Below are 21,523 nucleotides of genomic sequence, written 5' to 3' on the forward strand. Positions count from 1 at the left end.
TTTCTACTCTGAGTTTGATGATAAAAGATTAGTAAACTTTACGGCATCCTCAACAGACATTTTAGCCAAAATATCCGCAACTTGTTTGTCATCAAGAGACGACAGGATTAATAAGGCATCATCTTGCGTAAGGTTTGGAATAATCTCCGCTGCTTTTTTACTGCTCATATTATCATAGAGCTTACCAATATCTCTTGATTGGCTCTCTTCTTCAGCTTTTGCTATTTCTTCTATTTGTTTTTCTAAAGAACTAATTTCCTGTGTTAGTTTTTGAGCTTCCTTTTCTTTTGCTCCAACATCACTTTCTAATGCACTAATCATAGTTGCTTGTTCTTCGATCGTTTTCTCAAGTTTTTTGTTTTCTTCCTGTGTTTCTTGTTCTTTTTCCGCAATCACTAATTCATCAGGATTTTCTTTCTCTTTATTTACTAAGTTTTCAACAACCGGAATACTTGTGATCGTTGACTTTGCTTTTCCTATTACGTCAAAGCCTGCAACAGATAAAATAATTAATACTAGTGTTAGTGTAAAGACAACCGGAATAAAGATTACAAAGAAAAACCATTGAAGTTTACTATATTCCTGCTTTTTGGTTTCCATCTGCATTCACCTAATTTCCACGGTACATATAAGTTTGAATCGAAAGGTCATCCATAAACTTATTTTCAAGCTGTTTTGAGTGATGGACATATTCGTTAAACTGTTTTTCTTTTAGCTTTTCATACTTCTTTAATTCCATATTTTGATACAGAAGTTTCGTCTGCTTTTCATTCATTCTATTGCGAGTTAAAAAAACCAGATTTTGATAATGGGAAATGGTTTTTTCAATGTTTGTTACAAATTGTTGATAATGTCTAATTTCTTGTACAGACATTCCTGTATTAAGTTTTAAAAGCGTATTCTCCTCCAGTACCTCTTTTTGTTTTAGAGATTCATAGAGTTTGTTTGCCACTGTTTCAAAATCATTAACAGACTGGTTATACTCCGCAAGAGATTGTTCTTTTTCATTTTCTTTAATATCCATTATTTTTTGAAATCGAAAATGAATTGACATTAAAAATCACCTTTTTCAATCAACTGATTAAGCGAACTAATACTTTGTTCAATGGAAACTTTATCTTCAACATTTTGTTTCAAATATGAAATGATTTTTGGATAATACTTAATTGCTTCATCTATTTCTCTAGATGAACCTCTTTTGTATGCACCAATATTGATTAAGTCTTCAGAGTTTAAGTATGTGGATAAAAGATCTCGTAGTTTCGATGATGAGCTTTTATGCTCGGAATCAACAATTTGATTCATAACACGACTTATACTTTTCAACACATTTATTGCCGGGAATTGGCCCTTATTTGCTAGCTGCCGGTCTAACACAATATGCCCATCTAGAATTCCGCGAACAGTATCAGAGATAGGCTCATTCAAATCATCACCATCTACTAAGACTGTATAGAAAGCTGTAATTGTTCCAAGTTCATTCGTACCAGTACGTTCTAACAATTTGGGCAAAATAGCAAATACAGACGGTGTGTATCCTTTTGTCGTTGGGGGTTCGCCAACGGCAAGTCCTATTTCACGCTGAGCCATTGCAACACGAGTAACTGAATCCATCATAAACATTACGTTCAATCCTTTATCACGAAAGTATTCAGCTATGGCAGTGGCAGTGTAAGCTGCTTTCAGTCTCATTAATGCAGGTTGGTCAGATGTAGCAACAACGACGATTGATCTTTTTAATCCTTCCGGACCTAAATCCCGATCAATAAACTCACGTACTTCCCGACCACGTTCACCTATTAACGCGATTACATTTAAGTCTGCATTTGTATTTCTTGCAATCATACCCATTAATGTACTTTTCCCAACACCACTACCTGCAAATATACCCACACGTTGACCTTTACCCACAGTTAAGAGACTATCAATAACTCGCACTCCGACTTCCATTTTTTCATGGATGGGTGGACGTTTCATTGGATTTGGAGGTGATTGATCTGTTGGAACGCTAGCTAAGCCTTTCGGTAGTGATGACTCATTTAAAGGTAAGCCAAATGAATCTAGTACTTGTCCAATCAGCCCTGTACCTACTTTTACAGTTAGAGGTTGTTCTGTTGCCTCAACAATACTTCCGGGAGAAATATGTGTTACTTGCAAATAAGGCATGAGGAGAACACTTTCATCCTTAAAGCCAACAACCTCAGCAGGAATTTTTCCTTTATTCGTAGATCCAGCATAAATGTAGCACAAGTCACCAATTGAGCTTTCCGGCCCTCTTGATTCAATCATAAGACCAACCACTCTTTTTACTTTTCCGTATCGTTTATAAGAATCTAATGCGTCGATTGCATGTACTAAATCTGCTGCTCTCAGGTCATACCACCTCTTACCCTAGTAAATCCATTAATTGTTTTTTTAATTGTTCTAATTGTGTGTCAATGCTGACATCTATTCGTCCAAAAGCAGATTCTATAAAACAATCATGCTCGTTTAATTCTGCATTAGCATAGATATTAAAGTCTGTGTCATTTGTCACCAATGTTCTTAATTCGTCTTTTTGACTTAAAACGAATTCGTAATAAAGAGGATGGACGTGAATTTTAATATGTTCATATTCCTTCACTTCGTTTAGACCCTTTTTGACAAGAGGGAGAAAATGATTAGGTGATTCCGATAATTTAGCAGCTATGATTTTTTCAGCAATTTTTATCGAAAGTTCTAATATGGCATTTTCTGCTGAGTGGATTTTTTCGTCATAATCACGCTTAGACAATTCGATGACATGATTCGATTCTTCAATCGTTGACTGGTATTGTCTCAATGCTTCCTGTCTACCAAGTTCTAAACCTTCTGCATATCCTTCTTGTTTAGCCTGTTCGATTAATTGTTCATGTTCCTGATCCCAGTTACTCTTTTCGAACTGTATTTGCTGTTGAATGATTGAAGATTCTTCCATAGCCTTTTGGATCATTTGGTCTGCATCATTTTTTGCAGATTGAATGATAAAAGAAGCCTCTTTTAACATTTCAGGGTTATTTTCATTCAATTTGTCTTGGAGAAGTGTACTAATTGTTTGAACAGCAATTTTTTTTCCCTCTTCATGATGATTTGTATATTGTGACTTTATCAGCCTAGACAATAATATCATCTCCTCCACCACGGGCTATGACAATTTCTCCGGCTTCTTCAAGTCTTCTAATCACTCCAACAATTCTTGACTGAGCCTCTTCAACATCGCGAAGTCTAACAGGTCCCATAAATTCCATTTCTTCTTTAAATGTATCTACCATACGTTTAGACATGTTCTTATAAACAACTTCGCGAACTTCCTCACTGGCCACTTTAAGTGAAAGCATTAGGTCTTCATTCTCTACATCTCTGATTACACGTTGTATTGCACGGTTATCGAGCGTAACAATATCTTCAAACACAAACATTCTCTTTTTAATTTCTTCCGCCAAGACAGGGTCCTGTATTTCAAGAGAATCTAAAATCGTTCTTTCCGTAGTCCTGTCAACTCCATTTAACACTTCAACTACTGCTTCAATTCCACCGGTTTGTGTGAAATCTTGAGTAACTGTAGATGATAGCTTTCGTTCAAGAATTTGTTCAACTTCATTAATAATTTCCGGAGCCGTTCGATCCATTACAGCAATCCTTCTTGCAACATCAGCCTGTAGCTCTTGCGGCAATTCAGATAATATTTGACCAGATTGAGCAGGTTCTAAATAAGACAAAATAAGTGCAATTGTTTGTGGATGCTCATTTTGAATAAAATTTAATATTTGAGAAGGATCTGCTTTCCTTGCAAAATCAAACGGTTTTACTTGTAAGGATGAAGTAAGCCTATGAATAATGCTTGTTGCCTTCTCAGAACCGAGGGCTTTTTCCAGCACTTCTTTTGCATAAGCTATACCACCCTGTGAAATAAACTCTTGTGCCATCGCAATATCATGAAATTCTTCTATTATTTCTTCCTTCTTCTCGGCTTCGACTTTGCGAACACCGGAAATCTCTAAAGTAAGTCTTTCAATCTCTTCTTCAGATAAATGTTTATAGACAGATGCAGACACCTCCGGACCTAAAGAGATTAAGAGAATGGCTGCTTTCTGTTTACCTGTTAATGCGTTATTATCTTTTCTTGCCAAGTCTCTAACCTCCTAGTCTTCGGATATCCAAGTGCGTAATAAATTTGCAAAATCTTCCGGATTCTCTTTTGCCATTTTTTCAAGTTGTTTTTTACGGACAGTTGTCTCTGATTCAACTTCATTATTAATGTCCGGGACATTAAACGTAGTTTTAACAGGGATATCATCCTCTTCATATTCTTCTTCACTTTCCTTTTTCTTTCTTATAAGAAGAATGATAAGAATAACGATCGCTAATAACAAGACGCCTCCAATGATATACATCCATAAAGGAATCGTTTGACCTGCTTCTGTTTCCTCAGTTTGAAGTTTTCCGTCAAATGGTTGGACTGATACAACAATTTTAGAGGCAACTTCCTCATCCGATAGCGGCTCTTCTGAAAAATCCTTATTAATAGATGTTCTTACTACAGTAGAAAGAATTTGTTGAATATCTTCTTCTCGTTCTGGTGTAAATGATAGTGGATCTTCAGGATCTGGTGGTTCAACCATAACTTGAATTCCCAAATCACGAATTTTATAAGGACTTTCAACAATTTGTTTATTTATACGATTCACTTCGTTATTAATTCTTTCCTCAATTCGCTCGTAATCTCCATCACCTGAAGTTTCTGTTGTCGCTTCATATCCTGGAACATCCGTTTCACCAGTTCCATTCACACCACCTGCTGCTGCAGCTCCATTACCAGTGTAAGCCTCAGTTATTCGTTCAACACTTACAGCTATTCCTTCGTCTTCCCCTTCTACAACAGGTGAAACAAGGTTTTCTTCGCGATTTTCTTGAGTGAAATCAATATCAGTTGTTATTGCAACTACTACCTTGTCTTGTCCCATCATTGTACCTAATAGTTTCTGAACATCTCTTTGTATATCTTGTTCGATTTGTGATTTAATTTCCTGTTGTGACGCATAGCTTGTACCAGGTGAAGTATTTTGGCCACCATTTAAATCATAATAGTTAAAATTCTGATCCATAATGACGATATTATCAGTCGTAAGGTTTGGTATACTTTTTGAAACCAAATGAAAAAGTGCATTTACTTTTTCCTGATCCAGCTGAGCCCCAGGTTCTAAATTAAGAACTACTGAAGCAGAGGAACCTTCTTGTTGATCACCAACAAAAACTGATTCAGTTGGAAGGTTAATCATCACACTTGCATCTTTGACTCCGTCTATTCCTTTCATTAAATTAGCCAGCTCAGTTTGTGTTGCCTTAAGTTTTATTACATCAAACTCTTTATCCGTCATCCCAAAGCCGGAATCTTGACCAAAATATGAATAGTCAATCATTCCAGAATCAGGAACACCTTCCGCAGCTAACTCAACCATTAAAGTATCGACCATCTCGTTAGGTACCATAATTGATGTACCGTTGTTAGAGATTTCTGATTGTACACCTTTAGCATCAAGTGTTTCTTTTATTTGACCAGTTTCAGCTGGAGAGAGATTTGAATAAAGAGGAACTAAATTTGGTCTGGACATAAAGTAAGTTAGTAACCCAACAACCACAAAAAACAATATTATACTTGAAATAATGATTGATTTTTGTAACTTACTCTTCTGTTGCCATACCCCGGTTAGTTTGTCTTTAAAAGTTAATAATTTTTCGTTCATTCCATAAAATCCCCCGGTTACAATGACATTTGCTAGTTAGTAATCAAAGTATTTCAGTAGAGTTTTTATACTAAACTTGCATTCTCATCATCTCTTGATAAGCTTCTATTGCTTTATTTCTTACTTCCACAGCAGTTAGTAGTGTAATACTGGATTTCTGAGAAGCAATCATCACATCATGAAGTTCTACATTTTTCCCTGTTGCTAGTGCTTCTGTCATTTTGTCAGACTCTAACTGTGCTTTATTAACATTATCAATTGCTTGTTTCAGAGTTTCCCCAAAGCTAGTCTTACTATCTGTTTGATTGGTATTTATTGAAGTATACTTAGGTTGTATTTGAACGGGCTGATTTGTTAACTGGAAAGGATTAACACTATTTATCATAACTATCACCTATTTTCCTATTTCTAGAGCTTTCATTAACATTCCTTTGGATGCATTCATTACAGTAACGTTAGCTTCATACGATCTTGTGCTGCTAATAAGGTCGACCATTTCCTTTAATGGATCAACGTTAGGCATTGCTACATAACCTTCTTCGTTTGCATCTGGGTGTTCTGGATCATATACAAGTTCAAAGGGAGTTTGGTCCTCGGTAATTTCGGTTACCTTAACTCCCCCTTCCGTTTCTTTTGAGCCCATTGCCTTATTTAAAAAAGAAGAAAATTGATTTCCTTGAGGCTGAGTTACAACCATTTTCCTACGATACGGTTGCCATTCTCCATTCACAAATTCTCCTCTTGTCGTATCCATATTGGCCATATTTGAAGAAATAACATCCATTCTTACTCGTTGTGCAGTTAAGGCTGAACCGGATGTATTGATTGATTGAAAAATCGACATGGTTAATTGCCACCTTTTATAACAGTTTTCAATGAGTTAAATTTGCCACTTAATCTCTCAATTAGTGCATTATATTGAATTTGGTTCTTTGCCATTTCGGTCATTTCATGATCTATATCAACATTGTTACCATTATGGTTATAATTCGTATTATTCTTTGTTACGATTCGATAACTGGATGAATCTGAACCACCGAATTCTATATGCTTGCTATTTGTTTTATTTGCTTGGAGCTTTTGCATTTCATTTGATAATACCGCATTAAACCGAACTTCTTGGGTTTTATAATTCGGGGTATCAACATTTGCAATATTATTCGAAATGACTTTTTGCTTTGCAGTTGACTGTGAAATGGCTTTTTCTAGGCTTGTAATAGTATTTGAAAATAAATTCATTGATATCCCCTCACAAAAGTAAACATAGTTACGTATCATATAGTGTCGAAATGTGTTAATTCCTATCTAATTGTATGAAATAATAGTCTTAAAGTCTATTAAGACTTTGTAAAAAAAAGTCGGATTTTCTATCTATTTTAAAAAGAGGACTATTGTACTACGCTTTTTTTACTGCATGCGCGTGTACGCAAGTTTAAAAGAGGTTCTGATTAATCCTTTTATAAGGTATCATATAATTCGACAAATCTATACATATAATTTTTTTCCAATTTTAATAATTGTAATACGCCTGTAATATAAAAAGAGGATGATCATTTGATCATCCTCTTTTTACAAAATCTTTAATTTGTTTTCATTTTTTCTAATTCAACCAAAAACTTGGCATTCAATACTTTAATATACGTTCCTTTCATACCAAGTGAACGAGATTCAATAACACCGGCACTCTCTAATTTACGAAGTGCATTGACGATAACTGATCTTGTAATTCCAACACGATCAGCAATCTTACTCGCAACTAATAATCCTTCATTACCATTTAATTCTTCAAAGATATGTTCAATTGCTTCTAATTCACTATACGAAAGTGAACTGATAGCCATTTGAACGACCGCTTTGCTACGTGCTTCCTCTTCAATTTCTTCTGCTTTTTCCCTTAAAATTTCCATACCTACCACAGTAGCACCGTATTCTGCCAAGATTAAGTCCTCATCAGCAAATTGCTCTTGAACTCTTGCTAGAATTAGTGTTCCAAGGCGTTCCCCTCCACCGATAATCGGGACAATAGTTGTTAACCCATTTTCAAATAATTCACGGTTTTCCACAGGGAAAGCAGTATATTCGCTATAAACATCAATATTTGAAGATGTTTCAGTGATGTTAAAAAGATTATTTGTATAACCTTCCGGGAATTGGCGATCTTCCAACATTTTTTTCATGCGTTCATTTTCAATTTGTTGATTAATCGCAAAACCTAATAATTTACCTCTACGACTGACAACAAAGATATTCGCTTCAATTACTTCACTTAGTGTCTCTGACATTTCCTTAAAGTTTACTGGTTTTCCTGCCGCTCTTTGAAGCATCGCATTAATCTTACGTGTTTTTTGTAATAAAGACATGTATGGTTCCTCCTGTAACATATGAAATTATATGTACTATAATATAAATTGACTTAAATCTTTATTTTTTGATATTTTACCTAGTTTATCTTCTACATATTGTGGAGTAATCACAATCTTATCAAGGTTAATATCAGGGGCTTCGAATGATAGATCCTCTAAAAGTCGTTCAAGTATTGTATGTAATCTTCGTGCACCTATATTATCAGTATCCTGATTTACATCAAATGCTACTTCAGCTACTTTACGAATAGCTTCGTCAGAAAATTCTAATTCTATACCTTCAGTCTCAATTAAAGCTCTATATTGCTTTAATAATGCATTATCCGGTTCAACTAATATTTTCACAAAATCTTCAACGCTAAGTTTTGTTAGTTCTACCCGAATCGGAAATCTTCCTTGTAATTCAGGAATAAGATCGGATGGCTTCGCAATATGGAAAGCACCTGCTGCTATAAATAACATATGATCTGTCTTTACAGACCCGTACTTCGTTACAACGGTTGATCCTTCAACAATAGGTAGAATGTCTCTTTGTACACCTTCTCTTGAGACATCAGCGGATCCACCTTTTGACTTGCCGGCAATTTTATCAATTTCATCAATAAAAATAATACCGGTTTGTTCCGCTCTTATGACGGCTTCTTGACTCACTTCATCAAGATCGATTAATTTACTAGCTTCCTCGTTCGTTAATACTTTTCTTGCTTCTCGAACAGTCAACTTTCTTTTTTTCTTTTTCTTAGGCATTAAACTTCCTAAAGCATCCTGCATATTCATGCCCATTTGTTCCATACCCGAACCTTGGAGCATATCAAACATTGAAGCTTGTTGTTCCTCAATCTCAACGGTGACATAATGATCCTCAAGTTCACCTAATGCTAGCTGATGAGCAATTCGACGGCGTTTTTCCTGCATAGATGTATCATCAAATGACTGGTCATCCTGTTCATGTGATTGCTGATTAGCTGCACCGAATAACATTTCAAGTGGGTTTTTCGCAGTTGATTGTTTTTTCTTTCCGGGAACGAGCAGCTCAATTAGCCGCTTGTTTGCATTTTCTTCAGCAAGCCCTTTTACATCAGATATTTTTTCTTCCTTTACTAATCGAACCGCTGTTTCTACTAAATCTCTAACCATTGATTCAACATCTCTACCGACATACCCAACCTCAGTAAACTTTGTTGCCTCAACTTTAATAAATGGAGCATTTACAAGCTTTGCAATTCTTCTTGCAATCTCCGTTTTCCCAACACCTGTAGGTCCTATCATAAGAATGTTTTTTGGCACAACTTCTTCTCGCAGCTTTTCATTTAATAAACTTCTTCTATAACGATTTCTCAATGCAACTGCTACCGCTTTTTTTGCATCCTTTTGTCCTATGATATATTGATCTAATCGTTCAACAATTTGTTTTGGTGTTAGTTGGTTATTCATTTAGCGCTGCCTCCCTTAAATTAAAGTTCTTCAACAATAATATTCAGATTGGTATAAACACAGATTTCTCCAGCAATTGTTAGAGCTCCCTCCGCAATCTCACGAGCAGTTAACTGATCACCTGAAAATCGCTTTAAAGCCCTGCCTGCAGATAAAGCATAGTTACCACCAGAGCCAATAGCTAAGATACCATCGTCCGGTTCTATCACTTCACCTGTTCCTGATACTAGTAATAGATCCTTCTCATTCATGACAATCAGCATTGCTTCCAGACGCCTTAATACCTTGTCACTTCGCCATTCTTTTGCCAGTTCTACTGCAGCACGTTGTAAATTTCCATTGTATTCTTCAAGCCTGCTTTCAAAGAGTTCAAATAATGTAAAAGCATCAGCAACAGATCCTGCAAATCCAGCAATTACTTTTCCATTAAATAATTTTCTAACCTTTTTAGCAGTATGCTTCATTACAACTGCATTACCTAACGTTACTTGTCCGTCACCTGCCATTGCAGCCTTTCCATTGTGATGAATAGCAAAAATTGTTGTCGCATGAAATTGAGACATTTTTCTACCTCCAATATTAAGCTTTAAGCTCGAGGGTGATGGGCCATATACATTTTCTTCAAGTGTTCTTTTGTTACATGTGTATAAACTTGAGTAGAAGATAAATGTGAATGCCCTAGCAATTCTTGAACACTTCTCATATCAGCACCTTCATTTAATAAATGTGTAGCAAAAGTATGCCTAAACATATGTGGGTGAATATGCAGAATTGATGAGACATTTTTTATCATCCTATTTAGAATATGTCTTATTCCCTGGTCTGTTAGCGCTTCACCACGATGATTTGCGAATAAATAGGGATGGTCTTCCTTCTGTTTGCTCATTAATATTTTCCGTCCATCATACATATAACGTTCTACTGCATCTTGAGCATAGGCACCAAATGGAATGTATCGTTGTTTTCCACCTTTACCAGTAACAAGTATTGTTCCGATAAAAAAGTCAATATCAGAAATCTTAATCCCACAACATTCACTGACACGAATTCCGGTGCCATATAAAATTTCAACTAATGCTTGGTTTCTTTGTCCTAAAGGAGTGTGAATATCCGACACGGAGAATAATTGCTTAATCTCATCTTCATATAGAAACTGAGGGATTTTCTTCTCCTTTTTAGGGATTGAAACAAGTAAAAAAGGATTTTCATTGAGAATACTTTCTCGTATAAGAAACTTATGAAAACTTCTTAATGAGGAAATCTTTCTTGAAATTGTTTTTCTAGAATACTTTCTTGTATGTAACTGAGTTAAATATAACCTTGTATCATTATATGTAATTTCTTCTAGATGTAGGATTGCTTGTTCTTTCATAAAGGAAAAAAAATCTTCAATGTCTGTGGTATAATTCACAATTGTATATTTTGAATAATTTTTCTCAATTTGTAAATATTCAATGAACAAATTTAAATAATTCTTAACATTTGTCACTCTAGACACCTCACAACAACACAAAAGGGCTACTAAATGTTATCACAACAGTAGTAGCCCTTGCAAATTATTTCTATAAATCTTTCGAAATTTTTTGAATTGTTTCCAGCGCTCGCTTTGCATGCAATTCATTTCGTTCTTTTTTACCTTTTATTTGTTTAGGAAGTGGAGCAAATATACCAAAATTCGCATTCATTGGTTGGAAATTGTCCGCATTTGTAGATGTAATATATTTTGCCATACTTCCAATCGCTGTTTCATTAGGAAATTCAACCAACTCTTTATCTAAAATAAGATGTGCTGCATTTATCCCTGCCACTAATCCAGATGCTGCAGATTCTACATACCCTTCAACACCAGTCATTTGCCCGGCAAAGAACAGATCTGTACGATTTTTATATTGATAAGTTGGCTCTAACAGTCTCGGGGAATTGATAAATGTATTACGGTGCATAACACCATATCGAACAATTTCAACATTCTCCAATCCCGGAATAAGGGACAGCACCTCTTTTTGAGGACCCCATTTTAAGTGTGTTTGAAAACCAACAATGTTGTAAAGTGTACCAGCTGCATCATCCTGCCTTAATTGGACTACGGCATATGGTCTCTTCCCTGTTTTAGGATCTTCCAATCCTACAGGTTTAAGAGGACCAAACAACATTGTCTTCCTCCCTCTTTGAGCCATTACTTCAATAGGCATGCAGCCTTCAAAGAAGATTTCCTTTTCGAATTCTTTTAATGGCACAGTTTCTGCAGCTATTAATGCTTCATAAAAACGGTCGAATTCCTCTTCAGTCATAGGACAATTTAGGTAAGCTGCTTCTCCCTTATCATAGCGGGACTTCAAATAAACCTTGTCCATATTGATGCTATCCTTCTCAACAATTGGTGCAGCAGCATCATAAAAATACAAATACTCCTCACCAGTTAATGACATTAATTGCTCTGAAAGTTTCTTCGATGTTAACGGTCCTGTAGCAATGATAGTAGGACCATTTGGTATCTCCTGAACTTCTTCATTTACTACTGTTACATTAGGGTGTCCCTTTACTAGCTCTGTTACCTTTTGAGAGAATTCATGTCGATCTACTGCAAGTGCACCACCTGCCGGCACAGCACACTCATCAGCTGCTTTTATAATGACAGAGTCTAATAACCGCATTTCTTCTTTTAACACACCGACAGCGTTTGTTAAATTATTTGCTCTTAATGAATTACTACAAACTAACTCTGCGAATTTATCTGTGTGATGTGCAGGTGTTTGTTTTACAGGTCTCATCTCATATAATCGAACTTTTATTCCTCTTTTTGCTAATTGCCACGCTGCTTCACTACCAGCTAAACCTGCTCCTATTACATTTACCATTGGTTCATGATTCATTTTCACCTAATCCTCCAACTACTTATATGAACAATAAATATATTTATTTAATATGTATTATTCATTTATGTTTTTGAAATCATCCGTCATTACTTTGTTCCTTAAAAAAAGTGAGCGTTATTCCGCTCACCTATTGTTGCTGTTCCTCTTTATAGTCACATTCCATACATTGTACTTGGATGCCTTTTTTAAGTTTTTTCTCAACGAGCATGTTACTACATTTTGGACAATTTCTTGCAATCGGTTTATCCCATGAGAGAAATTCGCATTCAGGGTATTGATTACACCCATAAAAAATTCTGCGTTTTTTTGATTTTCTCTCAACTATCGTGCCTTCCTCACAGTTCGGGCATTTTACCCCAATTTCTTTAACGATCGGTTTTGTATTACGACAATCCGGGAAATTTGAACAGGCCATAAACTTTCCATATCTGCCCATTTTAAAGACCATTGGGTGACCACATTCCTCACAATCAACCCCTGCAGGCTCATCTTTTATTTCAATCTTCTCCATTTCATTTTCAGCCTTTTCAAGCCTCGGAGAAAAGTCTTTATAGAAATTATCGATGATCTTAATCCATTGAATATGTCCATCTTCAACTTCATCAAGGCTATTTTCCATATTTGCAGTGAATTCCACATTGATAATTTCAGGGAAAAACTCTCTAATCAACTCCAACACAATTTCGCCTAATTCAGTTGGAATAAACCTCTTATTATCTAATGTTACATACCCTCTTTTTTGAATTGTATCAAGTGTAGGTGCGTAGGTGGACGGTCTGCCTATCCCAAGCTCTTCTAACGTTTTAACAAGTCTTGCTTCAGTATATCGAGGCGGTGGCTGAGTAAAATGCTGGGAAGGCTCAATATCTTTAGAATAAATTTCATCCCCTTCCTTTAACTCCGGAAGTAATCGATCCTTTTCCTCTATTTGATCATCAGTTCCCTCAACATACACTTTCATAAAACCAGGAAATTTAATTTTTGAACCATTCGCTCGGAATAATACTCCATTGTTAACTAAATCAACACTCATTGTATCGAGTATCGCTGGAGCCATTTGACTGGAAACAAACCGTTCCCAGATTAATTTGTACAATCTTAATTGATCCCTGCTTAAAAATTCTTTTATGCTGGCAGGATCGCGTAATGTTGAGGTTGGACGGATCGCTTCATGAGCATCTTGAGCATTCGTGTTCTTTTTAGCAGACTTAGCGGTAGTACCTAAAAACTCTTGACCATATTTATCTGTAATATAATTTGATGCTTCAGACTGGGCTGTCTCGGAAATTCTAGTTGAGTCGGTTCTCATATAGGTAATTAAACCAACTGTTCCTTCTTTTCCTAAATCAATTCCCTCATAAAGTTGCTGAGCAATCATCATTGTTTTCTTTGCTCTGAAGTTTAATTTTCGGGCTGCCTCTTGTTGTAAAGTAGATGTTGTAAACGGAACTGCAGGGTTTCGTTTACGTTCTTTCTTTGTTACTTTTTCAACTGTAAATTTGTTCTCTTTTATAATTTCCAGAACTTCTTTTACTTCTGATTCTGTATTTAATGCTTTTTTCTGGCCATTTATTCCGTAAAAAGATGCTTCAAATTCTTTTTGCCCTTTTAAAAATTGACCTTCAATAGACCAATATTCTTCAGGTACAAATGCTTTGATTTCATTTTCCCTATCAATAATCAGTCTTACTGCTACTGATTGTACACGACCAGCACTTAAACCTTTTTTAACTTTTTTCCATAATATAGGGCTTATCTTGTACCCAACCAACCGATCAAGGACACGTCTTGCTTGTTGTGCATCAACTAAATCCATATTTATAGATCGGGGATGCTTAAAGGATTCTTTAATAGCGTCCTTGGTAATTTCATTAAACACAACACGACAATCAGAATTAATGTCTACATCAAGACTATGAGCTAAATGCCACGCAATCGCTTCCCCTTCGCGATCCGGGTCAGCCGCTAAATAGACTTTTTTCGCTTTTTTTGCTGCTGTCTTTAATTCTTTTAGTACAGAGCCTTTTCCTCTGATTGTAATGTATTTCGGCTCAAAATTATGTTCAACATCTACGCCAATTTGACTCTTTGGCAGATCTCGAACATGTCCCATTGAGGCCTTTACTTTATACTTTTTCCCTAAGTAACGCTCAATCGTTTTTGCCTTCGCAGGTGATTCTACAATCACTAAATAATCCGACATGCCTGGTATCCTCCTTAAGAGGTATTCTCTCTTTAGTATTTCTTTTTAAGTTTTTATCTGTTATATAAATTAACGAAGCATATTCAATACGTGAGTAAAGATTTTAATTTTGCTCTCACTTAATGCATGGAGCGTTTTAAAATGTTAATCCTATACTGAAATCTCCACTATTATTAAATATTCCTATAAGGTTTGTCAAACATATTAGAAATAAATTACCCTAATCATATACCAATTCTTAAAGAAAAAACATGAATATTTTAACTAAATTAACATTTTTTTCGTTCCTTTGTTTCATTTATTAGCATCTTTATCCCAGGAAATTCTTCTATAATATGTGAAACATCCTGTACTAGCTTTGCACCGTTTTGGATTAATTCATTTGTACCTCCACTGTATTCATCAAAAATAGAACCTGGAACAGCGAATACTTCACGATTCTGTTCAAGTGCCTGTTGGGCTGTAATAAGTGACCCGCTTTTTTTCTGAGCTTGTATAATAATCGTGCCCTTTGAAAGACCACTAATCAATCTATTTCTCATCGGAAAATGCCATTTTTGAGGTGGAGTAGATGGAGGATGTTCTGAAAGAATGAGATGTGAAGTCATGATCTGTTCTGCCAGAGGCTGATTTTGTTTAGGATATAAATGATAAAAACCTCCGGCTATTACAGCAATGGTTTTACCATCTTGATTAATAGAAAGTGTATGTGCCAATGCATCGATTCCTTTTGCCAGTCCACTTATAATCACCCAATTATTTAAAATCAATGGTTTTATTATATATTCCAGTGCAGATCTACCATATTGACTCGGGTTCCTTGTACCTACAACACTAATGCTTTGTGGTGAATGAGATAGTTCAATATCACCTTTGTAAAACAAAAATGGTGGCGGATCAGAAATCTCTTTTAATAAAGGTGGATATGCCTGGTCATATAGAGAGAGAAACATGATATTATCTTTCTTATATTGATTTTCGAGGGCTAAGAATGACAGAGAATGATATTCTTTTTTTATAGCTTGAATTTTTTCTTTTTTTAACTGAAAGTATGATTCCCATTCATGGTCTTTCAAATAAAAAAAGAGCTTGAGCGTAGGGTCTACACTCATAATTTTACGAAATAACTGCTGACTAACTCCCTTACAATGAGCTAATAAAAACAATTCTTTATTCATATTTCCCTCCAATTTTGCATGACAAATAGGAACAGGAAAAAACCTGTTCCTACTATTAAATTTATTAATGTGTTTTACATTTTTCAAGTAACCCTTGTTCTTTTAATACAGAGATAAGCGTTTCTCCCATAACAGATGGAGTATCAGCCACTTTAATACCACAAGCATTCATTGTTTTAATTTTTTCTTCAGCAGTACCTTTACCACCTGATATGATTGCACCTGCGTGACCCATGCGCTTTCCTGGAGGTGCTGTTTGACCACCTATGAAACCTACAACAGGTTTTGTCATATTTGCTTTTACCCATTCTGCCGCTTCTTCTTCAGCTGTACCACCAATTTCTCCAATCATAATGACAGCGTATGTGTCTTCATCTTCGTTGAAGGCTTTAAGGACATCAATAAAGTTTGTACCGTTAACAGGGTCCCCGCCGATTCCTACAGCAGTTGATTGACCAATACCAGCTTGTGATAATTGATGAACTGCTTCATACGTTAAAGTACCGGAACGAGATACAACACCAACATGTCCTTTTTTATGGATATATCCAGGCATGATGCCGATTTTGCACTCTTCAGGAGTAATAACTCCCGGACAGTTTGGTCCTACTAGGCGAGTTTTCTTTCCTTCCATGTAGCGCTTCACTTTTACCATATCCATTACAGGAATATGTTCTGTAATACAAATGACCAAATCTAATTCTGCATCTACACCTTCCATGATCGCATCTGCAGCGAATGCAGCAGGCACGTAGATAACAGATGCATTTGCACCAGTCGTTTGTACTGCTTCTTGAACTGTATTAAATACAGGCACCCCTTCTACCTCTGTACCACCTTTACCAGGTGTTACTCCTCCAACAATATTTGTTCCATACTCCAGCATTTGCTTTGTATGGAATAACGCTGTTGAACCAGTGATACCTTGTACAATAACTTTTGTATCTTTATTAATAAATACACTCATGTTTGTCCCCTGCCTTTCTTACTTCACTAATGAAACGATTTTTTGTGCGCCGTCAGCCATAGACTCTGCAGAAGTAATATTTAAACCGGATTCATCTAAAATTTTCTTACCTAATTCAACGTTTGTACCTTCAAGACGTACAACAAGAGGAATTTCTAAGCCGACCTGCTTAGTCGCTTCTACTACACCTTCAGCTATTACATCACATTTCATGATTCCGCCAAAGATGTTAACGAAAATTCCTTTTACATTCTGATCAGAAAGAATAATTTTGAATGCTTCTGTAACTTTTTCTGCAGTTGCACCGCCCCCAACGTCCAGGAAGTTTGCAGGTTCGCCGCCATAGTACTTAATAATATCCATTGTAGACATAGCAAGACCGGCACCGTTTACCATACAGCCAATATTACCGTCTAAAGAAATATAACTTAAGTCATATTTAGAAGCTTCAATTTCCTTTGGATCTTCTTCTTCAAGATCACGATATTCTACGATATCTTTATGGCGATATAATGCATTTGAATCAAAATTCAATTTTGCATCTAATGCCATAACCTTTCCATCACCAGTTATGACTAAAGGATTAATCTCTGCGATGGAACAATCTTTTTCAACAAACACTTGATATAGCCCCATCATAAACTTAACAGCTTGACCAACTAATTCTTTTGGAATATTAATATTGAATGCAATTCTTCTAGCTTGATAGCCTTGTAGACCAACAGCAGGATCAATAACCTCTTTAAAGATCTTCTCCGGTGTTTGTTCTGCTACTTCCTCAATCTCTGTTCCACCCTCTTCAGAAGCCATTAAAACGACACGAGAAGTAGCGCGGTCCAATACTAGACCTACATAATATTCTTTCTTAATATCACAGCCTTCTTCAATAAGGAGACGCTTTACTTCCTTACCTTCAGGACCTGTTTGATGTGTAACAAGTGTTTTTCCTAAAATTTCTTCTGCATATGTACGTGCTTCGTCAAGGTTTTTCGCAACTTTTACCCCGCCTGCTTTACCTCGTCCACCTGCATGGATTTGCGCTTTTACCACTACTACATCTGTTCCAAGTTCTTTTGCAGCTTCAACTGCTTCATCTACAGAAAAAGCAACTCGTCCATTAGGTACAGAAACTCCGTATTTGCGAAGGAGTTCTTTTCCTTGGTACTCATGGATATTCATTTGCCATCCTCCTAACCAATTTGCATAAAAATTAGACTGCGCTTTCATTTTATATAATAGTTCGAACCTTGTCTACATTTACACACAAAATAGTAAAATTCAAGTTAATTTTTATTTTTTTAGTATATAAGAAAATACAGATTCCACAGACTTTTTACCCAGATAAAACATAGAACCTATAGTATGATAGAATCAGCGAGTCACTATCATACTATAGGTCTATTAGAGATATTACTCATTCTTCGCTTTTATTTCCTTCTCTAAGTTATACACAAAAGCAAATATTTCTGCTACAGCCTCATATAATTCTTCTGGAATTTGCTGGTGTATCTCAAGTTTTGATAAAAGCTCTACAAGGGCCTTATCCTCATGTAGGTGAATATCTTTATGTTTGGCTTTCTCAAGTATTTGTTCTGCAACAAATCCACTACCTTTTGCAATTACCTTTGGTGCCTGCTCATTTTCTTTGTCATATCTTAATGCAATCGCCTTTTTTACAGAATCTTTATTCATCATATTTTCACATCAACTCCAGTATAAGGACCGAAACCACTCGTTATGTTTACTTGCTCTTTATGAGGTTGGTTTGCTACTGCATCAAATGTTTTAACATGGATAGCAGATAATTTATAGTCCATTTCTTTTAAGAGTTCTTTTAGTCCTTCAGAGTGATTGGATATAATAGGTTTTATATTTTCTAAATTGTTTGTGATGCTAATCGTGATCACTCTGTTTTGTATTTGTACATCAACCATCATTTCTTTAAGAGTCGGTAGCTGTAAATAAAAAAGAATACGGCAAAATGATGGGTCAATTTTCCCGTTTTCTTGTTTTTTACCGTGCCATTGTATGGTTAAATCAGTATTACTTAATGGAAACAAAGGAACTTGTGTGATCATCTGAGTTGTAGGACCTAAATCTTGTTGAAGTAATGTTTGGCCATTCAATCGTTGGATAAGTGAATCAATCTGATCTTTGACCTTTGCAAGTCCTTCACCTTCTTTACTAACAACCAATAGCATCTCCCTTAGTGCTTGTATCTCATTTGTAATATCTTTTATTGTCAAGCGATTCTCTCCCCCTAACTCAAATTGCTTTACTGAGAGGAGGGCATCCGAATTTTGCATGAGGTTTAATAATGATTGTTGCAATTGTCTAACAATATTTGATGGCTGATCCAGTCCTTGCAATGAATGAAATAAAGTGCCGATTTGGTTTGCTAATGAGACATTGGATTGTGTTTGCATGAGGGACTTTATCACATTTTCTGTTAGTGGATATTCTTGTTTAATTGCAAATTTTGCTGCCTCCACAAAAGCTGATGCAGCTCTTTTTGGTGTATTCTTCAGCATTTCTATAGCATCTAGCAGTTGCTCCTTGGTAAATGGAATGTGATCTTTTGCTAATTCACCAGTTAATAATATATTTTCTTTTGATGTCTTTTGCTGAAACATTGTAAGCAAATCTTTTGCGACTGACTGGTTTGTCAAATGATTTACTTGCTTAATGATCTTTAATTGTAACCCCTGTTGTTCAGATCCCTTCACACGAAACCAGTAGCGGTCGAAGGAATTTAATGGAGCTTCAAGCTGAGCAACTAACTTTGATTGACCTATTTGAATTAAGGCCTTTTGATCAGGAAAGAGTTTAAGTACTTGCCCTTGAACTACTTGATTATTTGTTAATGTCAACTTATTTGTTGACCTATTCATTTGTCCAATAGAATCATTAAGAAATCCTTTCATAGCTGAAAGTTGAATCATTTTCTTTCTCTCCTTAAATCAAGGATTTTGAAGCTCTTTAATTGGTGCGAAGCTCTTTAATTGGTGCGAAGCTCTTTCGATGGTGCTCAGTAACTCCATGTATATTTAAAGCCTCTAAATGTTGTTTTGTTCCATACCCCATATGTTGATCAAATCCATACTCGGGGTATTGATTCGCAATGTCTACCATTATTCGATCTCGAGTAACTTTTGCAATGACTGAACTTGCTGCAATTGAAATACTTTGAGAATCACCCTTTATAATTGATAATTGTGGAATCTGTACATTAAGTTTCATAGCATCTAAAAGTAAATATGTCGGTGTTTTCGAAAGATTTTCAATTGCCTTTGACATAGCAACCTTCGTTGCTTCATAAATATTAATTTCATCAATAATTGATGGAGAAACAATTCCAACACCTATTGCTACAGCCTGTTCATGAATCATGTCATAAAAGCGTTCCCTCACCGATGCTGTGAGTTTTTTAGAATCTGTTAAACCAGGAATATAGCAATCCTCTTTTAAGATCACAGCAGCTGCTACAACAGGGCCTGCCAACGGTCCTCGACCAACCTCATCAATACCTGCAATTAAATGAAATCCATTCTTTTTAGCTTCTCTCTCAAAGCGTAGCATGCTATAAAACTGACTTTGTAGATTTTTCTGCTGCTCATATTGTTTGTACCACTTTTCAACTAATTGCTGCACTCCTTTTCTATGATCAGCCTGACACTCAATTAGAAATGGATCAGCTTTATTTGTTATAGAAGAAAGCTTTTGTTTAATTTCATTTGTAGTTAATTGCATTTATTGTTTCTCCTTATTTCAGCATATTGTTGTTTTTTGATATGTATCATTTTAAATTATATATCTACTATATCGGCATATAAGATAATAAATAAAGACCCGCATCTTATCAGCGAGTCAATTAAGTATTAATCTTTTATAAAATCTGCAGGTGTTTCAAAAGATAACCTTCCTAATTTATCTGTTCGAATTTCTCTTAAAATGAGCTCAGACGTTTTATCATAATCAATATACCCACCTGACATCATACAACCACGCTTTTTACCTATTTCATCGAAAAGTGGAACAATTTCATCAGAAAGATATTCTAAATGAAACCGTTCAACCAGTCTATTTGGATAATGTTCTTTTAAAAATGTTAATGCAAATACAGTTATGTCCTGCAAGTTCAAGATAGCATCTTTTATTGCGCCTGTAGTTGCAAGCTTTTGACCTACAAGTTGATCCTCAAATTTAGGCCATAGTATTCCCGGTGTGTCCAAGAGCTCAAGCTCGTTCCCTACTTTTACCCATTGTTGGGCAGTTGTAACACCAGGTCGATCTCCAGTTTTTGCTATATTTTTCTTTGCAAGTCTGTTAATCAATGTTGATTTACCTACATTAGGAATCCCAATGATTAAAGCACGTATCGCACGAGGCTTAATTCCCTTGGCAGCCATTTTATCAAATTTTTCCTTTAATAGAAGTTTTGATAAAGAAGTAATTTGCTTTAATCCTGTACCGGATTGAGCGTCAATTGCAATTGCAGGAATATCCTGTTCTTTAAAATATTCAATCCACTGTTTTGTAATTGCTTCATCCGCCTTATCAGCTTTATTCAATAACACAATCCTTGGTCTGGATGAAACAATATCATCAATCATTGGATTTCTAGATGACATTGGAATTCTAGCATCAACAAGCTCAAAGACTATATCAATTAATTTAAGTTTTTCGGTAACTTGTCTTCTTGCTTTAGCCATATGTCCTGGAAACCATTGTATTGTCATA

The 21,523-nt window shown here is 35.7% G+C and carries 22 protein-coding genes; all 22 read right to left on the minus strand.

What is annotated here, in order from left to right; all coding sequences use genetic code 11:
* Window positions 1-3: 3 nt before the first annotated feature.
* The 22 genes from BK577_RS18645 to ylqF all read right to left on the minus strand — a co-directional run bounded on the left by BK577_RS18645 (window position 4) and on the right by ylqF (window position 21,522).
* Entirely contained in the window at window positions 4-600 is a 597-nt protein-coding gene (locus BK577_RS18645) for a MotE family protein (protein WP_169908378.1), read from the minus strand.
* 10 nt (window positions 601-610) lie between these two features.
* Window positions 611-1,054: a flagellar export protein FliJ gene (fliJ, locus tag BK577_RS18650; RefSeq protein ID WP_078434349.1), complete on the minus strand. Its 444-nt coding sequence runs from the start codon at window positions 1,052-1,054 to the stop codon at window positions 611-613.
* Window positions 1,054-2,373 carry a flagellar protein export ATPase FliI gene (fliI, locus tag BK577_RS18655; protein WP_078434350.1) on the minus strand — a complete coding sequence of 440 codons (1,320 nt, stop codon included), beginning with the start codon at window positions 2,371-2,373 and terminating at the stop codon, window positions 1,054-1,056. The genes fliJ and fliI overlap by 1 nt, the downstream gene beginning before the upstream one ends.
* 13 nt (window positions 2,374-2,386) lie before the next feature.
* The gene (fliH, locus tag BK577_RS18660; protein WP_169908380.1) at window positions 2,387-3,139 is read right to left on the minus strand and encodes a flagellar assembly protein FliH; all 753 of its coding nucleotides are present in this window, start codon (window positions 3,137-3,139) and stop codon (window positions 2,387-2,389) included.
* The gene (gene fliG, locus BK577_RS18665; RefSeq protein WP_078434352.1) at window positions 3,132-4,148 is read right to left on the minus strand and encodes a flagellar motor switch protein FliG; all 1,017 of its coding nucleotides are present in this window, start codon (window positions 4,146-4,148) and stop codon (window positions 3,132-3,134) included. Before fliG ends, fliH begins: the two co-directional genes overlap by 8 nt.
* A gap of 12 nt (window positions 4,149-4,160) precedes the next feature.
* On the minus strand, window positions 4,161-5,762 hold the full coding sequence (gene fliF / locus BK577_RS18670; RefSeq protein ID WP_078434353.1) for a flagellar basal-body MS-ring/collar protein FliF: 1,602 nt from the start codon (window positions 5,760-5,762) through the stop codon (window positions 4,161-4,163).
* Window positions 5,763-5,832: 70 nt separating this feature from the next.
* Window positions 5,833-6,147, minus strand: coding sequence for a flagellar hook-basal body complex protein FliE (gene fliE / locus BK577_RS18675; RefSeq protein ID WP_078434354.1), 315 nt, complete (start codon window positions 6,145-6,147; stop codon window positions 5,833-5,835).
* A gap of 9 nt (window positions 6,148-6,156) precedes the next feature.
* Window positions 6,157-6,606: a flagellar basal body rod protein FlgC gene (gene flgC, locus BK577_RS18680; protein WP_026559357.1), complete on the minus strand. Its 450-nt coding sequence runs from the start codon at window positions 6,604-6,606 to the stop codon at window positions 6,157-6,159.
* A gap of 2 nt (window positions 6,607-6,608) precedes the next feature.
* Window positions 6,609-7,001 carry a flagellar basal body rod protein FlgB gene (flgB, locus tag BK577_RS18685; RefSeq protein ID WP_078434355.1) on the minus strand — a complete coding sequence of 131 codons (393 nt, stop codon included), beginning with the start codon at window positions 6,999-7,001 and terminating at the stop codon, window positions 6,609-6,611.
* A gap of 341 nt (window positions 7,002-7,342) precedes the next feature.
* The gene (gene codY / locus BK577_RS18690; RefSeq protein ID WP_078434356.1) at window positions 7,343-8,122 is read right to left on the minus strand and encodes a GTP-sensing pleiotropic transcriptional regulator CodY; all 780 of its coding nucleotides are present in this window, start codon (window positions 8,120-8,122) and stop codon (window positions 7,343-7,345) included.
* Window positions 8,123-8,158: 36 nt separating this feature from the next.
* Window positions 8,159-9,559 carry an ATP-dependent protease ATPase subunit HslU gene (hslU, locus tag BK577_RS18695; RefSeq protein WP_078434357.1) on the minus strand — a complete coding sequence of 467 codons (1,401 nt, stop codon included), beginning with the start codon at window positions 9,557-9,559 and terminating at the stop codon, window positions 8,159-8,161.
* Between the two features lie 20 nt (window positions 9,560-9,579).
* On the minus strand, window positions 9,580-10,122 hold the full coding sequence (gene hslV / locus BK577_RS18700; RefSeq protein WP_026559361.1) for an ATP-dependent protease subunit HslV: 543 nt from the start codon (window positions 10,120-10,122) through the stop codon (window positions 9,580-9,582).
* A gap of 23 nt (window positions 10,123-10,145) precedes the next feature.
* Window positions 10,146-11,048, minus strand: a complete 903-nt coding sequence (gene xerC, locus BK577_RS18705; RefSeq protein WP_078434358.1) for a tyrosine recombinase XerC — start codon at window positions 11,046-11,048, stop codon at window positions 10,146-10,148.
* Between the two features lie 73 nt (window positions 11,049-11,121).
* Window positions 11,122-12,432 (minus strand): FADH(2)-oxidizing methylenetetrahydrofolate--tRNA-(uracil(54)-C(5))-methyltransferase TrmFO, encoded by a 1,311-nt coding sequence (trmFO, locus tag BK577_RS18710; protein ID WP_078434359.1) that lies wholly within the window; start codon window positions 12,430-12,432, stop codon window positions 11,122-11,124.
* 130 nt (window positions 12,433-12,562) lie between these two features.
* Window positions 12,563-14,638 carry a type I DNA topoisomerase gene (gene topA, locus BK577_RS18715; protein WP_078434360.1) on the minus strand — a complete coding sequence of 692 codons (2,076 nt, stop codon included), beginning with the start codon at window positions 14,636-14,638 and terminating at the stop codon, window positions 12,563-12,565.
* A 269-nt stretch (window positions 14,639-14,907) separates the two neighbouring features.
* Window positions 14,908-15,816, minus strand: a complete 909-nt coding sequence (gene dprA / locus BK577_RS18720) for a DNA-processing protein DprA (protein ID WP_078434361.1) — start codon at window positions 15,814-15,816, stop codon at window positions 14,908-14,910.
* A gap of 64 nt (window positions 15,817-15,880) precedes the next feature.
* Window positions 15,881-16,783, minus strand: a complete 903-nt coding sequence (sucD, locus tag BK577_RS18725; protein WP_078434362.1) for a succinate--CoA ligase subunit alpha — start codon at window positions 16,781-16,783, stop codon at window positions 15,881-15,883.
* 18 nt (window positions 16,784-16,801) lie between these two features.
* Window positions 16,802-17,962, minus strand: coding sequence for an ADP-forming succinate--CoA ligase subunit beta (gene sucC, locus BK577_RS18730; RefSeq protein WP_026559366.1), 1,161 nt, complete (start codon window positions 17,960-17,962; stop codon window positions 16,802-16,804).
* Between the two features lie 231 nt (window positions 17,963-18,193).
* Window positions 18,194-18,478 carry an EscU/YscU/HrcU family type III secretion system export apparatus switch protein gene (locus BK577_RS18735; RefSeq protein WP_342743313.1) on the minus strand — a complete coding sequence of 95 codons (285 nt, stop codon included), beginning with the start codon at window positions 18,476-18,478 and terminating at the stop codon, window positions 18,194-18,196.
* Entirely contained in the window at window positions 18,475-19,725 is a 1,251-nt protein-coding gene (locus BK577_RS18740; protein ID WP_078434363.1) for a hypothetical protein, read from the minus strand. Before BK577_RS18740 ends, BK577_RS18735 begins: the two co-directional genes overlap by 4 nt.
* Before the next feature lie 37 nt (window positions 19,726-19,762).
* Window positions 19,763-20,533: a ribonuclease HII gene (locus tag BK577_RS18745; RefSeq protein ID WP_078434364.1), complete on the minus strand. Its 771-nt coding sequence runs from the start codon at window positions 20,531-20,533 to the stop codon at window positions 19,763-19,765.
* A 128-nt stretch (window positions 20,534-20,661) separates the two neighbouring features.
* The gene (gene ylqF / locus BK577_RS18750; protein WP_078434365.1) at window positions 20,662-21,522 is read right to left on the minus strand and encodes a ribosome biogenesis GTPase YlqF; all 861 of its coding nucleotides are present in this window, start codon (window positions 21,520-21,522) and stop codon (window positions 20,662-20,664) included.
* Between the last annotated feature and the right edge of the window lies 1 nt (window position 21,523).

Source organism: Metabacillus halosaccharovorans, from assembly GCF_002019635.1.
GTDB classification, from domain to species: Bacteria; Bacillota; Bacilli; order Bacillales; family Bacillaceae; genus Metabacillus; species Metabacillus halosaccharovorans.